Here is a 17515-nt window from a genome sequence, read left to right as displayed (position 1 = left end):
TTATCCGGGCCGCGCTTGCTCATGCGATCGACACCGTCGCGATAGTAGCGTGTAGCGAATTCAGTGTGGGGCGCGGCGGCGAAGCCAGTCAGTCACCCATGCGCTTCAGTTGTTCCGCACACTTGAGAAACGCCGTTTCGATCACATGCAGTCACGGTGCGGGCCGGTGATGTCGCGCGCAGCGTGATTGAGCCATGTGCGCAATGTTCTCGTTGTATCGTCGCGCTTCGCCGCTCAGCCATTCCCGAAACGCCGCCAGCGTCGAGCTTTCCGCCTTGGCTTCCGGGTAGATCAGGAAGTACGCATTCCCGGTCGGATGTTCGTAGCGACCGACCTGCACCAGCGTCCCGCGCGATAGTTCGTCTTCGACGAGCAGGCGAGGAATCAGTGCGATTCCGATTCCACTCGATGCCGCTTCGGCCAGCATCGAGAACAGTTCATAACGCGGTCCGGACAGGTCGCCTTCCATTTCGAGTCCTTGCGCCGCGAACCATTCGCGCCACGCGTACGGTCGCGTACTTTGCTGCAGCAATCGATAGCGCCGCCAGTCCACCCGGGTCGGCTGGATGCGCGGCGCGACCAGCTTCGGGCTGGCGACCGCGATCACGCTTTCCTGCATCAGCAAATCGCCGGCCGTACCGGGCCAGGGAGCGGGGCCTGCGTGGAGCGACGCGTCGAATCCTGTCGCATCGAACATGAACGGACGCGGCATGGCGGTCAGATTGACGGTGATGTCCGGATGCGTATCGATGAACGCCGGCATGCGCGGCAGCAGCCAACGGGTTGCGAAGGTCGGCACGGCCGCGAGCTCCAGGGTACCGCCTTTGCCGCCCGTCGCCATCATCTCCAGCGCGTCGTATTCGATCTGATCGAGTCTCGATGCCACACGGCGGCTGTACGCCGCACCGGCTTCGGTCAGTGTCACGCCGCGCCGGGTGCGCCGAAACAGCTTCACGCCAAGAAATGCCTCGAGCACGCCGATCTGACGACAGATCGCACTTTGCGTGACGGCGAGCTCGTCCGCCGCTTTCGTGAAGCTCTGGTGGCGAGCGGCGGACTCGAATGCGGACAAGGCCGTTGTAGAGGGGATCGTGCGGCGCATGATGCGTGTCCAGGTGAGCAGTGAGATCGACGAGTGAGATTTTTGCACATGTTGGTGCGAACAAATCGTTTGTTTTAACGGTACGTGGCGAATAAAGTTGGCGTAACACCTTCAGGTGGGCGATCAACAAATGACTAATGCACACAAATCGATTTCGTTTCAATGGGACGACCCGCTGCTGATGGACCAGCAGCTTGGCGAGGACGAACGCATGGTGCGCGATTCCGCGCACGCGTACTGTCAGAAGCGGCTGGCACCGCGCGTTCTGGATGCGTTTCGTCGCGAGGAGACCGATCGGGCGATCTTTCGCGAATTGGGCGAGCTCGGCCTGCTCGGCATCACGATTCCGGACACCTATGGCGGCGCGGGTAGCAACTACGTCAGCTATGGCCTCGTCGCGCGCGAGGTCGAACGTGTGGATTCCGGCTATCGCTCGATGATGAGCGTCCAATCGTCTCTCGTGATGGTGCCGATCCATGCATTCGGTCATGAAGCGACTCGCCAGAAATACTTGCCCAAGCTGGCATCGGGGGAACTGGTCGGCTGCTTCGGCCTGACCGAGCCGAATCACGGTTCCGATCCGGGCGGCATGGCGGCGCGCGCGCGGAAGGTCGACGGCGGCTATCGCTTGACGGGCAGCAAGATGTGGATCACGAACAGCCCGATCGCGGACGTGTTTGTCGTCTGGGCGAAGGATGACGAGGGCGCGATTCGCGGCTTCGTGCTGGAGAAGGGCTGGAAGGGTTTGTCGGCACCGGCGATTCACGGCAAGGTCGGGCTGCGTGCGTCGATCACCGGCGAGATCGTGATGGACGACGTGTTCTGTCCGGAGGAGAACGCGTTTCCGGAAGTCCGCGGCCTCAAGGGACCGTTCACCTGCCTGAACAGCGCGCGCTACGGTATCGCGTGGGGCGCGCTCGGTGCTGCCGAGGATTGCTGGCATCGCGCTCGGCAGTACGTTCTCGATCGCAAGCAGTTCGGCCGGCCGCTCGCCGCGAACCAGTTGATCCAGAAGAAGCTCGCCGACATGCAGACCGAGATTACGCTCGCCCTGCAGGGCTGCCTGAGGCTCGGCCGGATGAAGGACGAAGGCACGGCAGCCGTCGAGATCACGTCGATCATGAAGCGGAACTCATGCGGCAAGGCGCTCGACATTGCTCGGGTCGCACGGGACATGCTGGGCGGAAACGGGATCAGTGACGAATTCGGCATCGCACGGCACCTCGTGAACCTCGAAGTCGTCAACACGTATGAGGGTACGCACGACATCCATGCGCTGATCCTCGGCCGGGCGATCACCGGCATTGCCGCATTCTGAGCCGCCATGGAAACGATCGCACAGCAAGGCGCATTGGCCGGACTCCGCGTACTCGATCTATCGCGGGTGCTGGCCGGGCCGTGGTCCGGCCAGCTTCTCGCCGATCTCGGCGCGGATGTCGTCAAGATCGAGCGGCCGGGGACGGGTGACGACACGCGGGCGTGGGGCCCGCCGTGGCTGCTCGACGCGGACGGGCAGTCGACGGGCGAATCGGCATACTACTTGAGCGCCAATCGCAACAAACGCTCGATCGCGGTCGATCTGAGCCGGCCGGACGGCCAGTCGCTGGTTCGGCAACTCGCGCAGCAGGCTGATATCGTGCTCGAGAATTTCAAGGCCGGTGGCCTTGCGCAGTACGGGCTGGATTACGCGACCCTCAGCGCCGGGAACCCGCGCCTGATCTACTGCTCGATTACCGGGTTCGGGCAGACGGGGCCGTATGCGTCACGTGCCGGGTACGACTTCCTGATACAAGGGATGGGCGGCCTGATGAGCGTGACGGGGCGCGCCGACGGCACGGAAGGTGCTGGTCCGGTGAAGGTCGGCGTCGCGCTGACCGACTTGATGACGGGGCTGTATGCGACGGTTGCCGTGCTGGCCGCCGTTGCTCATCGTGAGCGCACAGGGCGCGGACAACACATCGATCTGGCGCTCCTCGACGTGCAGATCGCCGCGCTCGCGAACCAGGCGTCCAATTACCTGATAGGCGGCATCGTGCCGCATCGGATGGGAAACGCGCATCCGAACATCGTGCCGTACCAGGATTTTCCGACGGCCGATGGTCACATGATCATCGCAGTCGGCAATGATGGTCAGTTCGCCAGCCTGTGTGAGGTACTCGGTCAGCCGCAGTGGGCGAGCGATGCGCGTTTCGCGACGAATCCTTTACGCGTACAGCATCGCGACGAACTGGTCGCGCTGATTGGCGTGGTGACCACGTGCCGGTCGACCGACGAGTGGGTCATTGCGATGGAGGAGGCGGGCGTGCCGTGCGGGCCGGTCAATGGGCTCGACCGGGTATTTGCGGACGAACAGGTCAAGGCGCGCGGTATTCGTATCGAAATGCCCCATACGTTGGCCGGCAGCGTGCCGCTCGTTGCAAACCCGATTCGAATGTCGGATTCACCTGTTCAGTATCTTCGTCCGCCACCACGGCTCGGCGAGCAAACGGACGAGATCCTGGACGCGTGGCTGGGACTAGGTCACGACGAGATCGCCGCATTGCACGAGCGAAAAATCATCTGACATCATGATTTCGATACTTGATCAATCACTGGGCTGGGAGGCAATCTGCGAGGTGCGCATGGTTGCCGCCGCTACTGCGAACGCAGACGATGCGTCGGTGTGGAGATGGTTTGCGGCGATGCTCGAGGAGCGACGCATCCGCTGGCGCTTCATGTTCAACGAGTGGATTGTTCACGTCGATCGTAAGGAAGTCGCGATTGAAGCCAGCTTCTACGAGGCAATTCGATCCGCCAAGTGTGAATCGGAAGAGCTTGGCCTTGGGGCACTTTAGCGCGGGCGTTGATGCAAGCGGTGTTTTCCCGACCCTCCCTGATGTCGATTGGGTCGTATCGCTTGCGGCTCCACGAAAGAGTGCCTCTTGAGTTGGGTGCGCCAACGTGCAGCGCGAAGGAAGTGAATTTAGATGAACCGAGGGAAACGACGCCGGTGCTGGGGCATAAACGACTTTACATAATTACCTCTCTCGTCGGACAGCCCTGTGATGACTGGTAGGGAAAACCTGGGCGTAACGGTGACTGTGAGGACCACTTTGGGGGCATCTTGTCGGGAGTCTGCCCGGCGTCTCTTTGCAGTCAACGTATTGCGGCCGATCCTGGATTGCGGCTGCCCAAATATGGGTAGGATCATGGGTAGCGAGCCATCTGCGAACGCGGGAGTCTTACCTGGCGGTTCGGTGCGAGCGGTAGTTGGAGTTGGCTGCCTGACCCCTACGGCCCGGATTACTTGATCCGGGCCTGCGCGCTTTGCTTGCGTGCGGTCTGCACATCAAAGCGGCCGTTGCCTGTCCAGCCGTCTTCGCTGGCTTCATCCCGTCATCTGCGACTGTAGCCCGCGGCAGTGTGCCGTTAAGGCACACCGGGTCGTGTCCTCGGCGGTCTTCTGGGGCTCGACAAAAGCCCTTCAACCGGGAACCATTCTTCGTCTGTCAGATCTGTCGGGTAACGGCGGGTGTTCTTCGCGATCGAGGTCATCCGGGCTCGATTCGCTTGTGTCCACATCAGAAGTTTGGATCATGGACCTCAAACCGCCACCCGCTATCAAACGGTCTCTTGGCCCACACTTCGGTCGTGACAGTATCGAGGAGCGCGTTCGAAAGAGGTTGACGGTACCAGCGACGGTATCGCGCTCACAAATCGTGAAGAGACGGTGAGTATTCTCGATTTTTCAATCGAAGCGGGCGACAATCCTCCAGGACGATCCGACGACAACCGTCAAGTGCCGAGTATGATTTTCGGTATCGTCGACGGTATCAACGCCGCGTGACCAGGCGGAAACGCCGTCCCCACAAGGCTCCAGCCACTGGATTGACAATCGAGTGGGGACCGGAAATCGGGTGCGGGTTCAGGGGTAACACGTCGCGCGAACTGCACGCCGGCAGAGAAAGTTCGAGCGCTTCCCGCGGGGGATTGCCAGAATTATTCGAGTTTGCTATCCCGGGTAGCAGGATTTGGGGGAGGCTCAGCTTCGACTCGAGAGGCACTGCGATCAAGTTCGTCGACTACGGTCTGCGCCCATTTTCGCCAATCCACGTAGCCCACCATCGCTTTCCCGCCGTTTCCGAGTCTTGTGTCCAGCATGTCAAGGTATGCACGCAGTGCGCTAGCCTTACCCCAACTCTCAGCTTCAGCAACGAGCTCCGCCTTTCGCTGCCGCTCATGTTCCGCTCTCTGCTGCGCCTCTTTCCGCTGTCGCTCTTCTTCTTGCCGCCGAAGTTCGGCGGCTTTCCAGTTCAGATCACGCTGAGCCCACTCCGCTACCGCTGCCACAGAACGCGCATATCGTAATTCGATCACCTCAAAGATTCGCACAAGCTGCCCCTCCAGTAATTGATCTCTACGATCTGCAATCCCAGTTTCACCAAGGCCTTGCTGCTCGACAAATAGAGTGAGGAGCCCGGACGGCATTAATCTCTTTACCTGTTCAGTCTTTTTATCCCAACTGCGTACCCTTTGGCGCAAGCCCGCATCGAGTTTTTCGACTATGCGTAGCTGGACGTATGCTTGTTCGCGCGTCAGCCGGAGTCTCGAGTGCCCTTTCTCCATGCTGACTGAATATCCACGACGCTCGGCCTGCCAGCAGATGACGTTGAGCAGCGCGAGACCTCGCTCGTAACTGAGCAAAGAGAGCCGAGCTACGGACTTCCGGTGGGTTGTCGCGAGCAATTGCCCAGCGTCACAAAAGTATTCCCAGCTCCCGCGAGAGTCCAGGTGAACCGGATGCCGCTTCCCCGGATGCGCTCGCTCCCAATCGTCTTTGAGCTTAAGTCGGTTCGCGTTGTCAGCGTCATCTTTCATGCGCTTGCGTAGCCCCTCGATAGCGTCATGCCAGTGCATGGGCGTCTCGGTAGCGGTGCTCAGCGAATCGTTCTGAGACGGTGCTTCGGATTGCTGTTGTGGGGGAGCGGGCTGCTCCGTACTATGTATCCTTCGAACTCGCTTACGTAGTGTGTCTTTTGGTTTGTTGTGACGTTCGATCCACTTCGGCAGGGGCGGGCGCTCGATTACATATCCCATTTCCACCCGTGTCCAATGCCCCTGTTCAGGTACCGGAATTTGCAGTTCATCGCATGCGCGTCGGATATCTGGTCCAGAAACGCCGTACTTCGTTCCGAGATGTTTCATAGGGGTTGACCAGACTTCTTCGTAAAGTTGCTCGCGGTCGAAAGAAGCGAGGCGATTGATGTCTTGCATAATTTGCTTTTCCTCGATCTACGGATGCGTATCCGATCGACAGTCTGGATGACGCTGGCACGCAGTTCGACCGGCTTCCTATCTTCCGATCCTACGATGTCCACGCCTATTTCGAGCGGAGTTTTTCGGTGCGTTGGTGGATTGTGCGACAAGCGGGGACAACGTATGGCACCGTGAGTGCCTATCCACGTCGCTGATCAACGCCGTCCCCACAAGGCTTCAGCCATTGGGTTGACAATCGAGGGGGGTATTGGGCGGCACGAGCACACTCGCTTCGTGACCGCTTGTTCCCTCGTGCTGCGATACTTCCGAAACCATCGCTCGTTTGTTGCGGAAACGCGACGTAATTTGCCAAAGACTGACGATGTGATTCGGCGTAGGCTTTGGCGTAGGTCAGCTGACGAGGGCATTGTGAGATAAGGCCAATTCACTACTTCGAAGAAAACGAGTAATCGCGTTCGACGCGTGGGCGCCCGATCGGGCGTCGCGCTCATTCCGTGAACGCCGGGCGGGACGATGCGTCCCGCCGCATTCGATTCCCGTCGCCGGTTCTCGCGACTGTCGCCGCTGGTTGCCGGCGCAGCTGACGAGCGCGATTGCTTCATCCCTCCGCTTCGCCTTCGAGCTCGCTCCTGCGTTACGAGAACGGTGTGCGCGGCCCGACGCACCCCATGCCTTCTGCATCTCCCGATCACGGTTGATCCGCCATTGAAGATAGAAACCGAACGTTTGACGTTGCGTCGCTGGCGCTCGGACGATGCCGATGCGCTGGTTGCGATGCACGCGGATCCTGATGTGACCGCGTGGCTGGCGCGTGGCCCGATGTCCTTCGATGAGGCGGAGGCCGTCATCGCACGTTTCGAAGCGCATTTCGACGCGCACGGTTTCGGTGTGTGGGCGATCGAGCGCCGTGCGGATGGCGCGCTGATCGGGCTCTGCGGGTTGTCGCGCGAAGTTCGTGACGAGCATCCGATGGCGCCGTGCGTCGAGATCATGTGGCGCCAGGCCCGCGCATCGTGGGGGCATGGCCATGTCGCGGAAGCGGCCGCTGCGGTATTGGTCGACGGGTTCGGCCGGGTGGGGCTCGGCGAGATCTTTGCATGGACGGCTGCCGCCAACCAGCGATCGCAGCGTGTTGCACGGCAACTCGGGATGGTGCGGCAACCGATGCGCGATTTCGAGCATCCTGCGTTGCCGCCGGGGCATGCGCTGCGACCGCATGTGGTGTTTGTCGCGCACGCAACGCCCGTTCGTCCGGATGATTACGTCAGCGCGTAACGTGCCCCGGTCACGCTTGCCCGCTCACGCCACCTCGCGTTCTGCAGCACGATCCGGTAGCCGTCGGCGTCCTCGAACGTCTGTCCGCACGCATCCCAATATGGATTGAACGATGTCGCCCGCATGAAGCCGTGCGCGACTGCGCGTGCGCACGCGGCTTCCCATGCCGGGCGGTCGGGAAGATAGAAGACGATCAGGTCTTCGGGTGTCGGCGACGGGGCAACCGGATGCGCCGGACCGTGCGTGAATTCAAAGTGGTAGTCGAGTTCTTCGCGTCCGGGCATCACGCCGGAGAAACCGTCGTGATCGTCGAAGCGCGCGAGCACTGCTAGCTCGAATGCGTCGCGGTACATGTGCTCGGTTCTGGCGAGGTCGGCGACGGGGCGGGCGATGCGCAGGTGGGCGCGCATGACGACGTCGGCTCTGGGTGAGCGATTCGTCGATGATAAGCCGACGGGCAGGCGCGGGGGCGCTGCTCGCGGGGGGGGGGGGGATGTGTCCCTGATAAATTATCGCAGGCAAGAAAAAGCCCGCTACTGGAGCGGGCTGAATCCATGTTTGGAGACATGGAGGAGACGGATGTAACTTTAAGGGAAAACCCGAGGGATGGCAAGCCCTAGTTGTAATTGTGCAACGCAGCGCGCCTTGAGCTGTCCTGACCAGGCTGGTGCTGCACGCCATCCAGCTGTCGCGGGCGTTCCACCGTGTCGTGCCGAACAGCCGCCGCACCGTCGCGTATCCGCGGAGCCGCCGCCGGTCCTATATTGCGCCTGCCCGCGCGTGCGCGGCAAACGCGCCGAACCGCTCCTGCGCAACCGGCACCGCGTACTTGTTGCGCATTTCCGTCTCAATCCACGCGCAGGCCTCGCGCGCGCAGTCGGTCAGCGCATGCCGTGTCGTGTGTCCGTCGATGTCGTAGACGAAGCGCACGCCCACCTCGTCGTCGGCGACTTGCCGTTGCAGCTGATTGAGCTGCAGTTGCGGCCCGTGTCGCTGCGACAGCGCGCGCAGCTCGTCGAAGTGATATTCGAGCCAGTCGGCGAAGAACAGCGCGTCGCTATGGCAGCGCAGACGGAACGCCGCACTACGCGACGGACGCTGCGCGCCGCCGCCCGCGGCCTGCGGCTCGCCGTTTGGCGCGATGGCCGCATCGACGGGCGCAAGCGGCTGCCCGGTCTGCCGGTACGGTTTGCGGTCGCGCAGTGCGTGCCACAGCAGTTCGTCGCCGGCGGCACCGGACGGCTGCATTGTCAGGTCGCGCCGGCCCTCGCCGACAGCGGCGACGTCGCGGATCACGAGGCGCAGCGAGCAGAGCGGCTCGTCCGCTACCAGCAGCGTCGCCGTGCGCGGCAGCCCGCACACGAGCGGCGCGGCGCCGGCGGCCCGGAACACGAGCCCGCGGCGATCGAGCCGCACGAGCGGCAGCGGCCGCGCAAACGTCGGGTAGGCGACTGCGATGCGGGCGCCGCCGGCACCCGTCAACCCGGGCATCATCGCGCGAAAGACCTGAGACTGGTCCACGGTGGTTCTCCTTCGTTACGTTGACGCCCGGCCGGACTACGCGCGTTCCGGCTCAGGCGGCGATGGCTTGCCGGGCAGCCCGTCCCGGCTCGATTCCCAGTGCGGCAAACGTTTGCGGATCGATGTCGATCCAGCACGCGACAACCAGACGACCGTCCACCTGTTTCGGGGGACCTGCCCGGTGCGCGTGCACGCCGATCCGGCGGAACAGCCGCTCCATGCTCGCGAACGTCACGCCGATCAGCTGCCGCGCGCCCCGTTGCGCCGCGCATTCGACGACCGCGGCGAGCATCGGGCGGACGGCCCACTCGGCATTGCCGGGACCGCCTTCGTCGTCGCCGGTCGCCGCGAACCGCGACAGCTCCCAGACGGCAGCGGATTGCGGCAGTGCGACGTCCTCGGCGATCAGGTCGGCGAACAGCGACTTCAGCAGATACGGGCGGGTGGTCGGCAACAGGCGCGCACATCCGCACACTTCGCCGCCGGCATTTCTCGCGAACACGTAGACGGTATCGTCGCGATCGAACTGGTCGCGCTCGAAACATTCGTTCGCCGACGGGAGCGCCCAACCGAGCTGTTCGACGAACACATGGCGCCGATAGCGCCCGAGATCCGCTGCAAGTTCGTGTGGTAACCGCCCTTCATCGTGAACGAAGGTCCGCATGGTGTCCTCGGATCGGTACTTTGGTATGCCCGCATTACATCGCGCGTCCCGAGGAGGCGGTAACTGGTAACTCTTACAGGGTGATGGCGCGCCGACACCATTCGACCGGTGGTAACGGTTTCTTGATCGGCGGGATTGAAATACCGGCGGCTTTTGCTTATAAAGAGCGCCAGTCTTGCGGAAATGTCAGACGAAAGCGCGGCCGGTTGTCACTGGAGCACGGGACCGGCATGATAGACGTCGTTGCGACCGAGCAATGCCGACGCAACCGCGGCCGGCCAGTCGATGTGTGCGAGCCGCGCGGCGAGCACGGCGGCGGTGCGGAACATGCCGAGGTCGGCGCCGGTGGCGTCGACGGCCATGATGTTGCTGCGGACGTCGCCGCCCGCGATCGCGAACGTGCCCGTCGCGCGCTCGAGATACCAGTCCCAGCCGACCGTCAGGTACGCGAGGCCGGCACTGGCCGGGCGGTGCCATTCGGTGTAGCCGGCCAGGCGCGCGTCGACGGCGCTGTCGCGCAGCTCCGCGAGCAGCGATGCATCGAGGCCGCTCGCGACATGGTCGAGCGCGAGCGCGGCCAGCGCGCTTTCGGACAGGCGCACGTAGCCGTCCGGAGACGGGCCGCGGACCGGGTGCAACAAAGGTGAAGTCATGCGCGGAATGTATCAGCCCCGAACCGGCGCTGGCACCTGACAGGTATGACAGCGTAACGTTGTCGGAGAATGAATGGAACTGCGCTGGCAGGATGCCTACCAACAATTCAGCGCCGCGGAAGACGAGCAGCAGCTCTTCCAGCGGATCGCCGCTTATTCTAAACGCCTCGGCTTCGAATATTGCTGTTACGGCATTCGCGTGCCGTTGCCCGTGTCGAAGCCGGCCGTCGCGATCTTCGATACCTATCCGGACGGCTGGATGGCCCACTACCAGGCGCAGAACTACATCGAGATCGACTCGACGGTTCGTGACGGCGCGCTCAGCACCAACATGATCGTCTGGCCGGACGTCGACCGGATCGATCCGTGTCCGCTGTGGCGGGACGCGCGCGACCACGGGCTGTCGGTGGGCGTCGCGCAGTCGAGCTGGGCGGCGCGCGGCGCGTTCGGGCTGCTGAGCATCGCGCGTCATGCGGACCGGCTCACGCCGGCCGAGATCAACATGCTGACGCTGCAGACCAACTGGCTCGCGAACCTGTCGCATTCGCTGATGAGCCGCTTCATGGTGCCGAAGCTGTCGCCCGAGGCGAGCGTCACGCTGACCGCACGCGAGCGCGAGGTGCTGTGCTGGACGGCCGAAGGGAAGACCGCGTGCGAGATCGGCCAGATCCTCAGCATCTCGGAGCGCACGGTCAACTTCCACGTGAACAACATCCTCGAGAAGCTCGCCGCGACCAACAAGGTCCAGGCGGTGGTCAAGGCGATCTCGGCCGGGCTCATCGATACGCCCTGACGCGGCACCGGCGGCGGGGCGGTCGTGCCGAGCCGGCCGCCTTTGCGCTCACTCCATCATCGGCTCCGCTTCCTTCGCGGTCCAGCTCACGCTGGAAATGCTCTTCTCCATGCTCATCCGGCTCGCGATCTGTTCGAGCTTTTGCTGATCCTTCGGATGCAGCTTCAGCGTCGCGGTCACCTTCAGCCGGTCGGGCTGCTCGGGCACGTCCTCGCTCGTGAGGCTCTGGAACGACAGTGGTTTCGCGTACATCGAATTCGACAGCAGCGTGCGGATGTGGACTTCGTCGGCGGCGAGGCAGATCACGGTGATCTGGTATTCGCGCACGAGGTCGGCATTCGACACGGGGGTCGCGTTGATCGCCTGGCTGACGCCGCGCAGCACCGTGTTGGTGAGCAGCACGACGCCCGTGCCGGCCAGGGCCGGCACGTAGTGGCCGGAGCCGGCCAGCACGCCGACGGCGGCCGAGCACCACAGCGTCGCGGCCGTGTTGATGCCCTGGATCGAGCCCTTGTCGCGCATGATCACGCCGCCGCCGAGAAAGCCGACGCCCGACACGACGTAAGCGGCGATCTGCGTGACGCCGGCCACGCCGTTGCCGGTCAGCACGCCGAGCGTGACGAACAGGCAGGCGCCGCTCGCGACGAGCGTGATCGTGCGCAGCCCCGCCGTGCGTTGCCGCATCTGGCGTTCGAGGCCGATCGCGACGCCGCAGGCGAACGCAGTGAAAAGACGGAGTGCGAAATCGAGAGTCATGATGGTCCTGCCGTGCCAAGTGCGCATGCCGGCCCGCGGCGCGGCGGCGCGAAGCCGAACGCGGCACGATGGCCGTCATCGCGCGGTACTGTACCGCGCGGATGCGTCATTCAATGTGAAACGGATGGCGTGCGGGCTCGCGGAACGCGAGCCGCGGCAGGAGAACTGTGGCGGACAGGCGTTCAGGCGGCAAGCGGCGCACGCAACGGAGTGCTGCAACTGTCCACGATGGTTCCTGAAGGAAGAATGGGCGGCATTCTAGTGGGCCGCGCGCGCAGGCGTCAACCCGTCTGGCGGCCGGCCGGTGGTCACTGCGACGGTGACTGCGACGCGCCGATCGTCCCCGTCGCGAGCGCGAGCGCGGCGGCGGCCGACAGCGCGCCGGCGTAGCTGTCGACCTCCGCGTTGCGGGCCGCGAGCAGCTGGCTTTGCGCGATCGTCGCATCGGTGACCGAGCCGACGCCGTTGCGGTACGCGGTCAGCGCCGCGTCGTAGCTCGTCTGCGCGGCATCGACGAGCGCCTTCGCCGCGTCGTGCGACGCGAGGCTCGTCTGCACCGCGTTCTGCGCGGCGACGACCTGGCGGACGGCCTCCTCCTTGGTCCGCGTGAGGCGCGCGGATGCGCTTTGCGCATCGTTGCGCGCCTGCATCAGCACCGCCGAGCGCAGGCCGCCGTCGTACAGCGGAATCGTCACGCCGAGGAACACGCCGCCGCCGTAGTGGCTGCCGTTCAGGTTCACGGTCGGGGCCTGGTCGCCGATCGCGGGCAGCGCGGTGATCGCCGTGCCGCCGCTGGCGTAGGACGTCGACGCCGACAGGAAGATCTTCGGCATGAACGCGGCTTGAGCGGCCTTGATCTTCGCGCGGTTGGCCTGCTCGAGCGCATAGGCGCCCTGCAGGTCGGGGCGGCGCGCGATCGCGTCCGATACGATCGCGTCGACCGACGACGCGAGCGCGGGCGGCAGCGCTCGCCTGGGCAGCGCGGCGATCGACGGTTTCGACAGCGGCGAGATGCCGAGCGCGGAAACCAGCGCGAGGTAGCTGTCGCTTTCCGTGCCGTTCGCCTGGACCAGCGCGAGGTTCGCCTGTGCGCGATTCTGCGTCGCCTGCGCGAATTCGACGACGGTGCCGACGCCTTGCCTGAGCCGTGCGCGCGACGCCGCGAGAATCGCGTCAGCGTTCGCCAGGCCCTGCTGCGCGCTGACCGCGCGCGAGCGGGCGGCTTCGTAACGGTAATACGCGACGGTCACGTCGTGGATCACCTGCTGATGCACGGCCGTGAACGCGACGTTCGACGCGACCGACGCCTGCTCGGCCGCCTCGACGCGTGCGGCGCGGCCGCCGAAATCGAACAGCAGCCATTGCAGCGACAGCGCCGAGATCGTGCCGTGCACGGTCGTGTTGCTCGACGAGTCACCGAGGATCGTCGACGTCGAGCCGTGACTCGCCTGGTACGCGCCCATCGCGGTCGCGGACAGGTTCGGCAGGTACGCGGCCTTCGCGATGCCGACCGCGAGCGCCGCGTTGCGCGCGTCGTTCCACGCGATGCGGGTCAGCGGGTTCGTCGATTCGGCGAGATCGATCAGCTCGGGCAGCGTGTACGGATGCGCGGCATCGAGCGCGGCCGGCGGCGACACCGATGCGAGCGCGGGCGAGGCCGGCAGCGTGTAGTCGTGCGGCGCACGTTGCGCAGATGCAAGCGGCGGCGCCGGCACGATGTCGCCGGCGGCCGACGTTTGCGGCTGCCACGGGCGGTCGGGCGCCTGCGGCGCGAGATCGACCGACGACGTGGCGCAACCGGTCAGCGCGATGGCGGTCGCGAGCGCGGCGGCGGCGATCGATGCGGCCGGCGGTTCAGGGACGCGCATGAGGGGCAGGCTCCTTCGGGGTGTCGGGGCGCGCGGCGTCGGCGATGTGCGCGAGCCGCGTGTCGATCAGGTTCAGCAGCGCGTCGCGTGCAGGGTCGGTGGAGGTGGCGGCCGGCGGCGGGGCCGGCTCGGCTGCCGCGCCTGCCGTCGACGACGGTGGCGCCGAAGCGGCGTCGGCAGTCGGGGCGTCGTCGCGCAGTTCGACCACGCGCGCGAGGTGCGCGCCGATCGCCGCATCGCCCGGCGTGCGCTCGGCGAGCAGGAACAGCGGGCCTTCGAGCGCGCCGAGCTCCGCGAGCGCGCGTCGCCGGGTGGCGAGCCACGTGGCGGCCGGCCGCACCCACGATGGTTCGTAATGGATCAGGCTCAGCTCCTGCGCGATCGCGCCGTGGCGCGCGAACGCTTCGGCGGCGAGCGTGCGGCGTTCGGCCGGCTGCACGACCTGCGCGATACGGCGCCATTGATCGAGCAGCGCCGCGAACGCGACGTCGATCTGCTTGCCGATGCTGACGGGCCAGATGCGCGTGAACACGAGATACACGACGACGTTGCCGAGCAGGATGCCGATCGTGCGATCGCGCGCGAGCGTCAGGTCGAAGCCGGGGCCCGCGCCCTGGATCACGCACAGGAAGAACGCGAACGCGACCTGGAAGCCCGCGTACGCAATGCGCGGCGAACCGAACGCGACCCACGCGGACAGCCACGCGCCGACGAACACGAGCGCCATCAGCTCGCCGATCGACGACAGCGCCGGCACGACGAACACGAGCGCCGCGGTGCCGATCAGCGCGCCGACGATGCAGCCGGCGATCCGCAGCGTGAGCTTCTCGACCGTTTCGGCCGTCGAGCCGAGCGACACCATGTAGCAGGTGATGAAGCAGGTATGGATGCCCGACCAGTCGAGCTGCGAGTACAGCAGGTAGCAGAACATCGCCGCGACGGTCGTCTTCAGCGCGTAGCGGATGTGGTCGGGGTTGGTGCGCGCGTCCGGCAGGAAGAAGCCGCCGCGCGGCGCGGCGGGTGCGTTGGCGGTTGCAGCCGATGCGTCGGGCGGAGTCGCCGTCGGTGCGGCAGATGCGGCAGCGACAGCAGGCGCGGCCGTTGCAGTCGCTGCAGTGGATTCAGCAGGTATGGCCGGCTCGGCGAACTGCGTGATGGCCGTGTGCAGATCGGCTGCGACGACGCGCGCGAGCGGCGGCAGCGTATCGGCCGGCGGCAGCGCCAGCGTCACGTCGACCGGATAACCGCCTTGCTCGAGGATGCCGGCCATCTCGTCGAGTGTCGCCGCAGCCGGTTGCGCGAACGCGGCGGGCAGCCGCGCGTCCGGCTCGCGGTCGGCGAGCGAGACCGCGACGAGCAGCGCGGTGCTCGACGCGATGGCTTGCCGTATCGCGGGTGCGTCGGCGGCGGGCGTCGACCCTTCGAGCGTCGACAGCTTGAGCCACGTGAGCAGCTGCTTGTCGCCTTCGCGCAGGCTCGTGTCGAAGGCCGCGCGCGCGTCCTCGTCGCCGCGCAGCCGCTGCGCGGCGAGCCGCAGTCGTTTCGCGAGCTGCGCGAGCGCGAGCTTGCGCGGCGAAGGCGCGATCAGCAGGTTGACGACGATCGCGACGCCGACCGGAATCGCGACCATCAGCCATGCGTAGAGCAGCGCACGCGTCGCGGCTTCGCCGACCGGCGCGAGGCCGAGCTGGTCGAGCCCGAAGCCGACGATCATCGCGAGGATCGCGCCGACCGGGCGCAGCTTGCTCGCCGACGTGAGGTACAGCAACCCGGCCGACAGCACGGCCATGCACGCGACGCGCAGCACCGAATAGTCGATGCTGAAGATCGCGACGCCGATCACGAGCGCGATCACGAGCGTGATGAGCAGCAGCATCGCGACCGCGAGCACGACGCTCGTCACGCGGTCGGCGCGGTTCAGGAAGAACACGACGTACGCGGAGATCGCGGCTTCCGGCGTGCCGTAGCCGCTCGTCACGAGCACGACGAGCGCGCAGATCAGCGCGACCCGCGCGGCCATCGCGGCGCGCCCCGGAAACGGCGCGAGCAGTCGCAGGACTTCGCGCGGGCCGGGCGAGCGGACTTCAGCGGCAGGCTGAGCCATGCCGGACCTCGACGATCGCGCTCGCGCCGACGCGCACGAGCTTGCCGTCGGGTTCGTCGAGCTTCACACGCACCGGGAAGCGCTGCGCGACATGTACCCAGTTCACCGAGCGCTGCACGATCGGCAGCGCGCGCGGCAGGTTGATGCGGTCGCTGTCCGAGATGCCCGCGCCGATCCCGACGACCTTGCCCGCCAGCGGCCGGCTGCGGTCGATCATCGAATAGACGGTCGCGCAGTCGCCGACCGCGATGCGGTTCAACGACGTTTCGCGGAAATTGCCGACGGCGAACCATTCGCTCGCATCGATCAGCGTGAAGATCGACTGGTTCGGCGCGAGGGTTTCGCCGGCAAGCACGGTCAGGCCCGTCACGAGCCCGTCGTGCGGCGCGCGCACCACCGTGTCGTCGAGCGCGTGCTGCGCGCGGGCGAGTGCGGCTTCGCGTGCATGGAGCGTGGCGATCGCGTCGGCGTCGTCGCCGATCGTCTGCGCGGACGATCGCTGCTGTTCCTGCGCCTGCGCGAGCGACACGGCCGCGTCGCGCTGCCGGACCTTCGCCTGGTCGAACTGCTGCGCGCTGACGTAGCCCTGCGCCGCGAGCGGCGCGAGCCGGTTCACGTCGCGCGTCGCGAGATCGTGATTCTGCGTCGCGCGCTTGACCTGCTCGGCGGCGACGGCTGCGTTCGAGCGCTCGCCGATCAGCGACCGGCGGCGCGTGTCGAGCGACGCGCGCGCGAGTTCGAGGTCGGCCTGCGCCTGCGCCACCGTCAGCCGGTACGGCACCGGATCGATCTGATACAGCAGGTCGCCCTTTGCAACGCGCTGGTTCTCGTGCACGGCAAGCTGCACGATGCGGCCGCCGACGGGCGATGCGACGTGCACGACGTCCGCGTCGATCGACGCGTCGTCGGTGGACGGGTAGGCCGTCGTGCGGTGGTACGCGTATGCGAGCGCGGCGATGCCGAGCGCGACGATCGCCAGCGCGATCACGCGGCCTTTCGTGGACGGGCGGGCGGTTCCGGCGGCCTTCATGCGAACGGCCCCGTGCCGGTGAGCCACACGATCACGGCGACCACGAGCCCGATCGCGGTGCAGACGGCGAGCTGGTAGGGCACCGTGGCGGCCCAGCCGGTCGCGACGAACACGCGGTGCGCGACGATCGCGCCGACGATGCCGACGATCGCGCTGACGAGCCAGAGCGGGAAATACGCGCCGAACAGGACGTACGACGGTGCGCCGCGTGACGTGCAGCCCGCGAGCGGCAGGGCGGGCGCGAGGACGGCGGCGACACGCAGCGGCGCGCGCGGCGTTGTTTTTCTCATGGTGTGACGAGCTCGACGTTGGGGGTGGATGCCGGGCGCGGCGCAAGGCGGTTCGTCGCCGCGACGACGATTCCGCGATACGGAGCCGATCATAAATCAGCGCGATGTAGACCGCCAGCGATGCGGCGTGCATCGGCGGCATGCGGCGGGCTGCCCGGCGGGCCGCCGCACCCACCGCACCCGTGACCGGTCGTGCCGGCCGG

16 protein-coding genes are annotated in these 17515 nt (G+C 65.8%); 5 read left to right on the top strand and 11 right to left on the bottom strand.

Annotation, left to right across the window (positions count from 1 at the left end):
• Positions 1-151 precede the first annotated feature (151 nt).
• Entirely contained in the window at positions 152-1102 is a 951-nt protein-coding gene (locus tag U5A56_RS25295) for a LysR substrate-binding domain-containing protein (RefSeq protein ID WP_321925116.1), read from the bottom strand.
• Positions 1103-1232: 130 nt separating this feature from the next.
• Between U5A56_RS25295 and U5A56_RS25290 the strand changes: the two genes are divergently transcribed.
• From U5A56_RS25290 to U5A56_RS25280, 3 genes are read left to right on the top strand one after another with little or no spacing between them, the layout of a single operon-like run.
• Positions 1233-2420: an acyl-CoA dehydrogenase gene (locus U5A56_RS25290; RefSeq protein ID WP_321925115.1), complete on the top strand. Its 1188-nt coding sequence runs from the start codon at positions 1233-1235 to the stop codon at positions 2418-2420.
• A 6-nt stretch (positions 2421-2426) separates the two neighbouring features.
• A complete protein-coding gene (locus U5A56_RS25285; RefSeq protein WP_321925114.1) occupies positions 2427-3665 on the top strand; it encodes a CaiB/BaiF CoA-transferase family protein in 1239 nt (412 codons plus the stop codon).
• A gap of 4 nt (positions 3666-3669) precedes the next feature.
• Positions 3670-3936: a hypothetical protein gene (locus U5A56_RS25280; RefSeq protein WP_321925113.1), complete on the top strand. Its 267-nt coding sequence runs from the start codon at positions 3670-3672 to the stop codon at positions 3934-3936.
• A gap of 1144 nt (positions 3937-5080) precedes the next feature.
• Here the strand turns inward: U5A56_RS25280 and U5A56_RS25275 are convergent.
• Positions 5081-6355: a hypothetical protein gene (locus U5A56_RS25275; RefSeq protein WP_321925112.1), complete on the bottom strand. Its 1275-nt coding sequence runs from the start codon at positions 6353-6355 to the stop codon at positions 5081-5083.
• 708 nt (positions 6356-7063) lie between these two features.
• Here U5A56_RS25275 and U5A56_RS25270 point away from each other — a divergent pair.
• On the top strand, positions 7064-7633 hold the full coding sequence (locus U5A56_RS25270; protein ID WP_321811597.1) for a GNAT family N-acetyltransferase: 570 nt from the start codon (positions 7064-7066) through the stop codon (positions 7631-7633).
• Here the strand turns inward: U5A56_RS25270 and U5A56_RS25265 are convergent.
• The 4 genes from U5A56_RS25265 to U5A56_RS25250 all read right to left on the bottom strand — a co-directional run bounded on the left by U5A56_RS25265 (position 7618) and on the right by U5A56_RS25250 (position 10471).
• A complete protein-coding gene (locus U5A56_RS25265) occupies positions 7618-8043 on the bottom strand; it encodes a VOC family protein (RefSeq protein WP_321925111.1) in 426 nt (141 codons plus the stop codon). The two genes, U5A56_RS25270 and U5A56_RS25265, sit on opposite strands and share 16 nt — an antisense overlap.
• 349 nt (positions 8044-8392) lie before the next feature.
• Complete coding sequence (locus tag U5A56_RS25260; protein ID WP_321925110.1) at positions 8393-9154, bottom strand: hypothetical protein; 762 nt, start codon at positions 9152-9154, stop codon at positions 8393-8395.
• Positions 9155-9206: 52 nt separating this feature from the next.
• The gene (locus U5A56_RS25255) at positions 9207-9818 is read right to left on the bottom strand and encodes an acyl-homoserine-lactone synthase (RefSeq protein ID WP_044843157.1); all 612 of its coding nucleotides are present in this window, start codon (positions 9816-9818) and stop codon (positions 9207-9209) included.
• A 209-nt stretch (positions 9819-10027) separates the two neighbouring features.
• On the bottom strand, positions 10028-10471 hold the full coding sequence (locus U5A56_RS25250) for a DUF4902 domain-containing protein (protein WP_044843158.1): 444 nt from the start codon (positions 10469-10471) through the stop codon (positions 10028-10030).
• A 73-nt stretch (positions 10472-10544) separates the two neighbouring features.
• On the opposite strand from U5A56_RS25250, the gene U5A56_RS25245 reads away from it, so the two are divergent.
• Entirely contained in the window at positions 10545-11264 is a 720-nt protein-coding gene (locus U5A56_RS25245; protein ID WP_124488191.1) for an autoinducer binding domain-containing protein, read from the top strand.
• 48 nt (positions 11265-11312) lie between these two features.
• On the opposite strand, the gene U5A56_RS25240 is transcribed toward U5A56_RS25245, so the two are convergent.
• The 5 genes from U5A56_RS25240 to U5A56_RS25220 form a co-directional block, all read right to left on the bottom strand.
• Positions 11313-12020 (bottom strand): MgtC/SapB family protein, encoded by a 708-nt coding sequence (locus tag U5A56_RS25240; protein WP_040140256.1) that lies wholly within the window; start codon positions 12018-12020, stop codon positions 11313-11315.
• Between the two features lie 308 nt (positions 12021-12328).
• Positions 12329-13888: a TolC family protein gene (locus U5A56_RS25235; protein WP_321925106.1), complete on the bottom strand. Its 1560-nt coding sequence runs from the start codon at positions 13886-13888 to the stop codon at positions 12329-12331.
• A complete protein-coding gene (locus U5A56_RS25230; RefSeq protein ID WP_321925104.1) occupies positions 13875-15992 on the bottom strand; it encodes an FUSC family protein in 2118 nt (705 codons plus the stop codon). The genes U5A56_RS25235 and U5A56_RS25230 overlap by 14 nt, the downstream gene beginning before the upstream one ends.
• Positions 15973-17022: a multidrug transporter subunit MdtN gene (mdtN, locus tag U5A56_RS25225; protein ID WP_321925102.1), complete on the bottom strand. Its 1050-nt coding sequence runs from the start codon at positions 17020-17022 to the stop codon at positions 15973-15975. The genes U5A56_RS25230 and mdtN overlap by 20 nt, the downstream gene beginning before the upstream one ends.
• Positions 17019-17312, bottom strand: a complete 294-nt coding sequence (locus U5A56_RS25220; RefSeq protein WP_124488186.1) for a hypothetical protein — start codon at positions 17310-17312, stop codon at positions 17019-17021. The genes mdtN and U5A56_RS25220 overlap by 4 nt, the downstream gene beginning before the upstream one ends.
• Between the last annotated feature and the right edge of the window lie 203 nt (positions 17313-17515).

Source organism: Burkholderia sp. BCC1998 (assembly GCF_905339875.1).
GTDB lineage: Bacteria > Pseudomonadota > Gammaproteobacteria > Burkholderiales > Burkholderiaceae > Burkholderia.
Note: the sequence above shows the minus strand (reverse complement) of the source record. Positions and strands in the feature narration are given on the sequence as shown.

Bases quoted from the DNA above. Each gene is read 5' to 3' on its own strand.
- U5A56_RS25295 (WP_321925116.1), bottom strand. From the start codon at position 1,102: ATGCGCCGCACGATCCCCTCTACAACGGCCTTGTCCGCATTCGAGTCC.
- U5A56_RS25290 (WP_321925115.1), top strand. From the start codon at position 1,233: ATGACTAATGCACACAAATCGATTTCGTTTCAATGGGACGACCCGCTG.
- U5A56_RS25285 (WP_321925114.1), top strand. From the start codon at position 2,427: ATGGAAACGATCGCACAGCAAGGCGCATTGGCCGGACTCCGCGTACTC.
- U5A56_RS25280 (WP_321925113.1), top strand. From the start codon at position 3,670: ATGATTTCGATACTTGATCAATCACTGGGCTGGGAGGCAATCTGCGAG.
- U5A56_RS25275 (WP_321925112.1), bottom strand. From the start codon at position 6,355: ATGCAAGACATCAATCGCCTCGCTTCTTTCGACCGCGAGCAACTTTAC.
- U5A56_RS25265 (WP_321925111.1), bottom strand. From the start codon at position 8,043: ATGCGCGCCCACCTGCGCATCGCCCGCCCCGTCGCCGACCTCGCCAGA.
- U5A56_RS25255 (WP_044843157.1), bottom strand. From the start codon at position 9,818: ATGCGGACCTTCGTTCACGATGAAGGGCGGTTACCACACGAACTTGCA.
- U5A56_RS25250 (WP_044843158.1), bottom strand. From the start codon at position 10,471: ATGACTTCACCTTTGTTGCACCCGGTCCGCGGCCCGTCTCCGGACGGC.
- U5A56_RS25245 (WP_124488191.1), top strand. From the start codon at position 10,545: ATGGAACTGCGCTGGCAGGATGCCTACCAACAATTCAGCGCCGCGGAA.
- U5A56_RS25240 (WP_040140256.1), bottom strand. From the start codon at position 12,020: ATGACTCTCGATTTCGCACTCCGTCTTTTCACTGCGTTCGCCTGCGGC.
- U5A56_RS25235 (WP_321925106.1), bottom strand. From the start codon at position 13,888: ATGCGCGTCCCTGAACCGCCGGCCGCATCGATCGCCGCCGCCGCGCTC.
- U5A56_RS25230 (WP_321925104.1), bottom strand. From the start codon at position 15,992: ATGGCTCAGCCTGCCGCTGAAGTCCGCTCGCCCGGCCCGCGCGAAGTC.
- mdtN (WP_321925102.1), bottom strand. From the start codon at position 17,022: ATGAAGGCCGCCGGAACCGCCCGCCCGTCCACGAAAGGCCGCGTGATC.
- U5A56_RS25220 (WP_124488186.1), bottom strand. From the start codon at position 17,312: ATGAGAAAAACAACGCCGCGCGCGCCGCTGCGTGTCGCCGCCGTCCTC.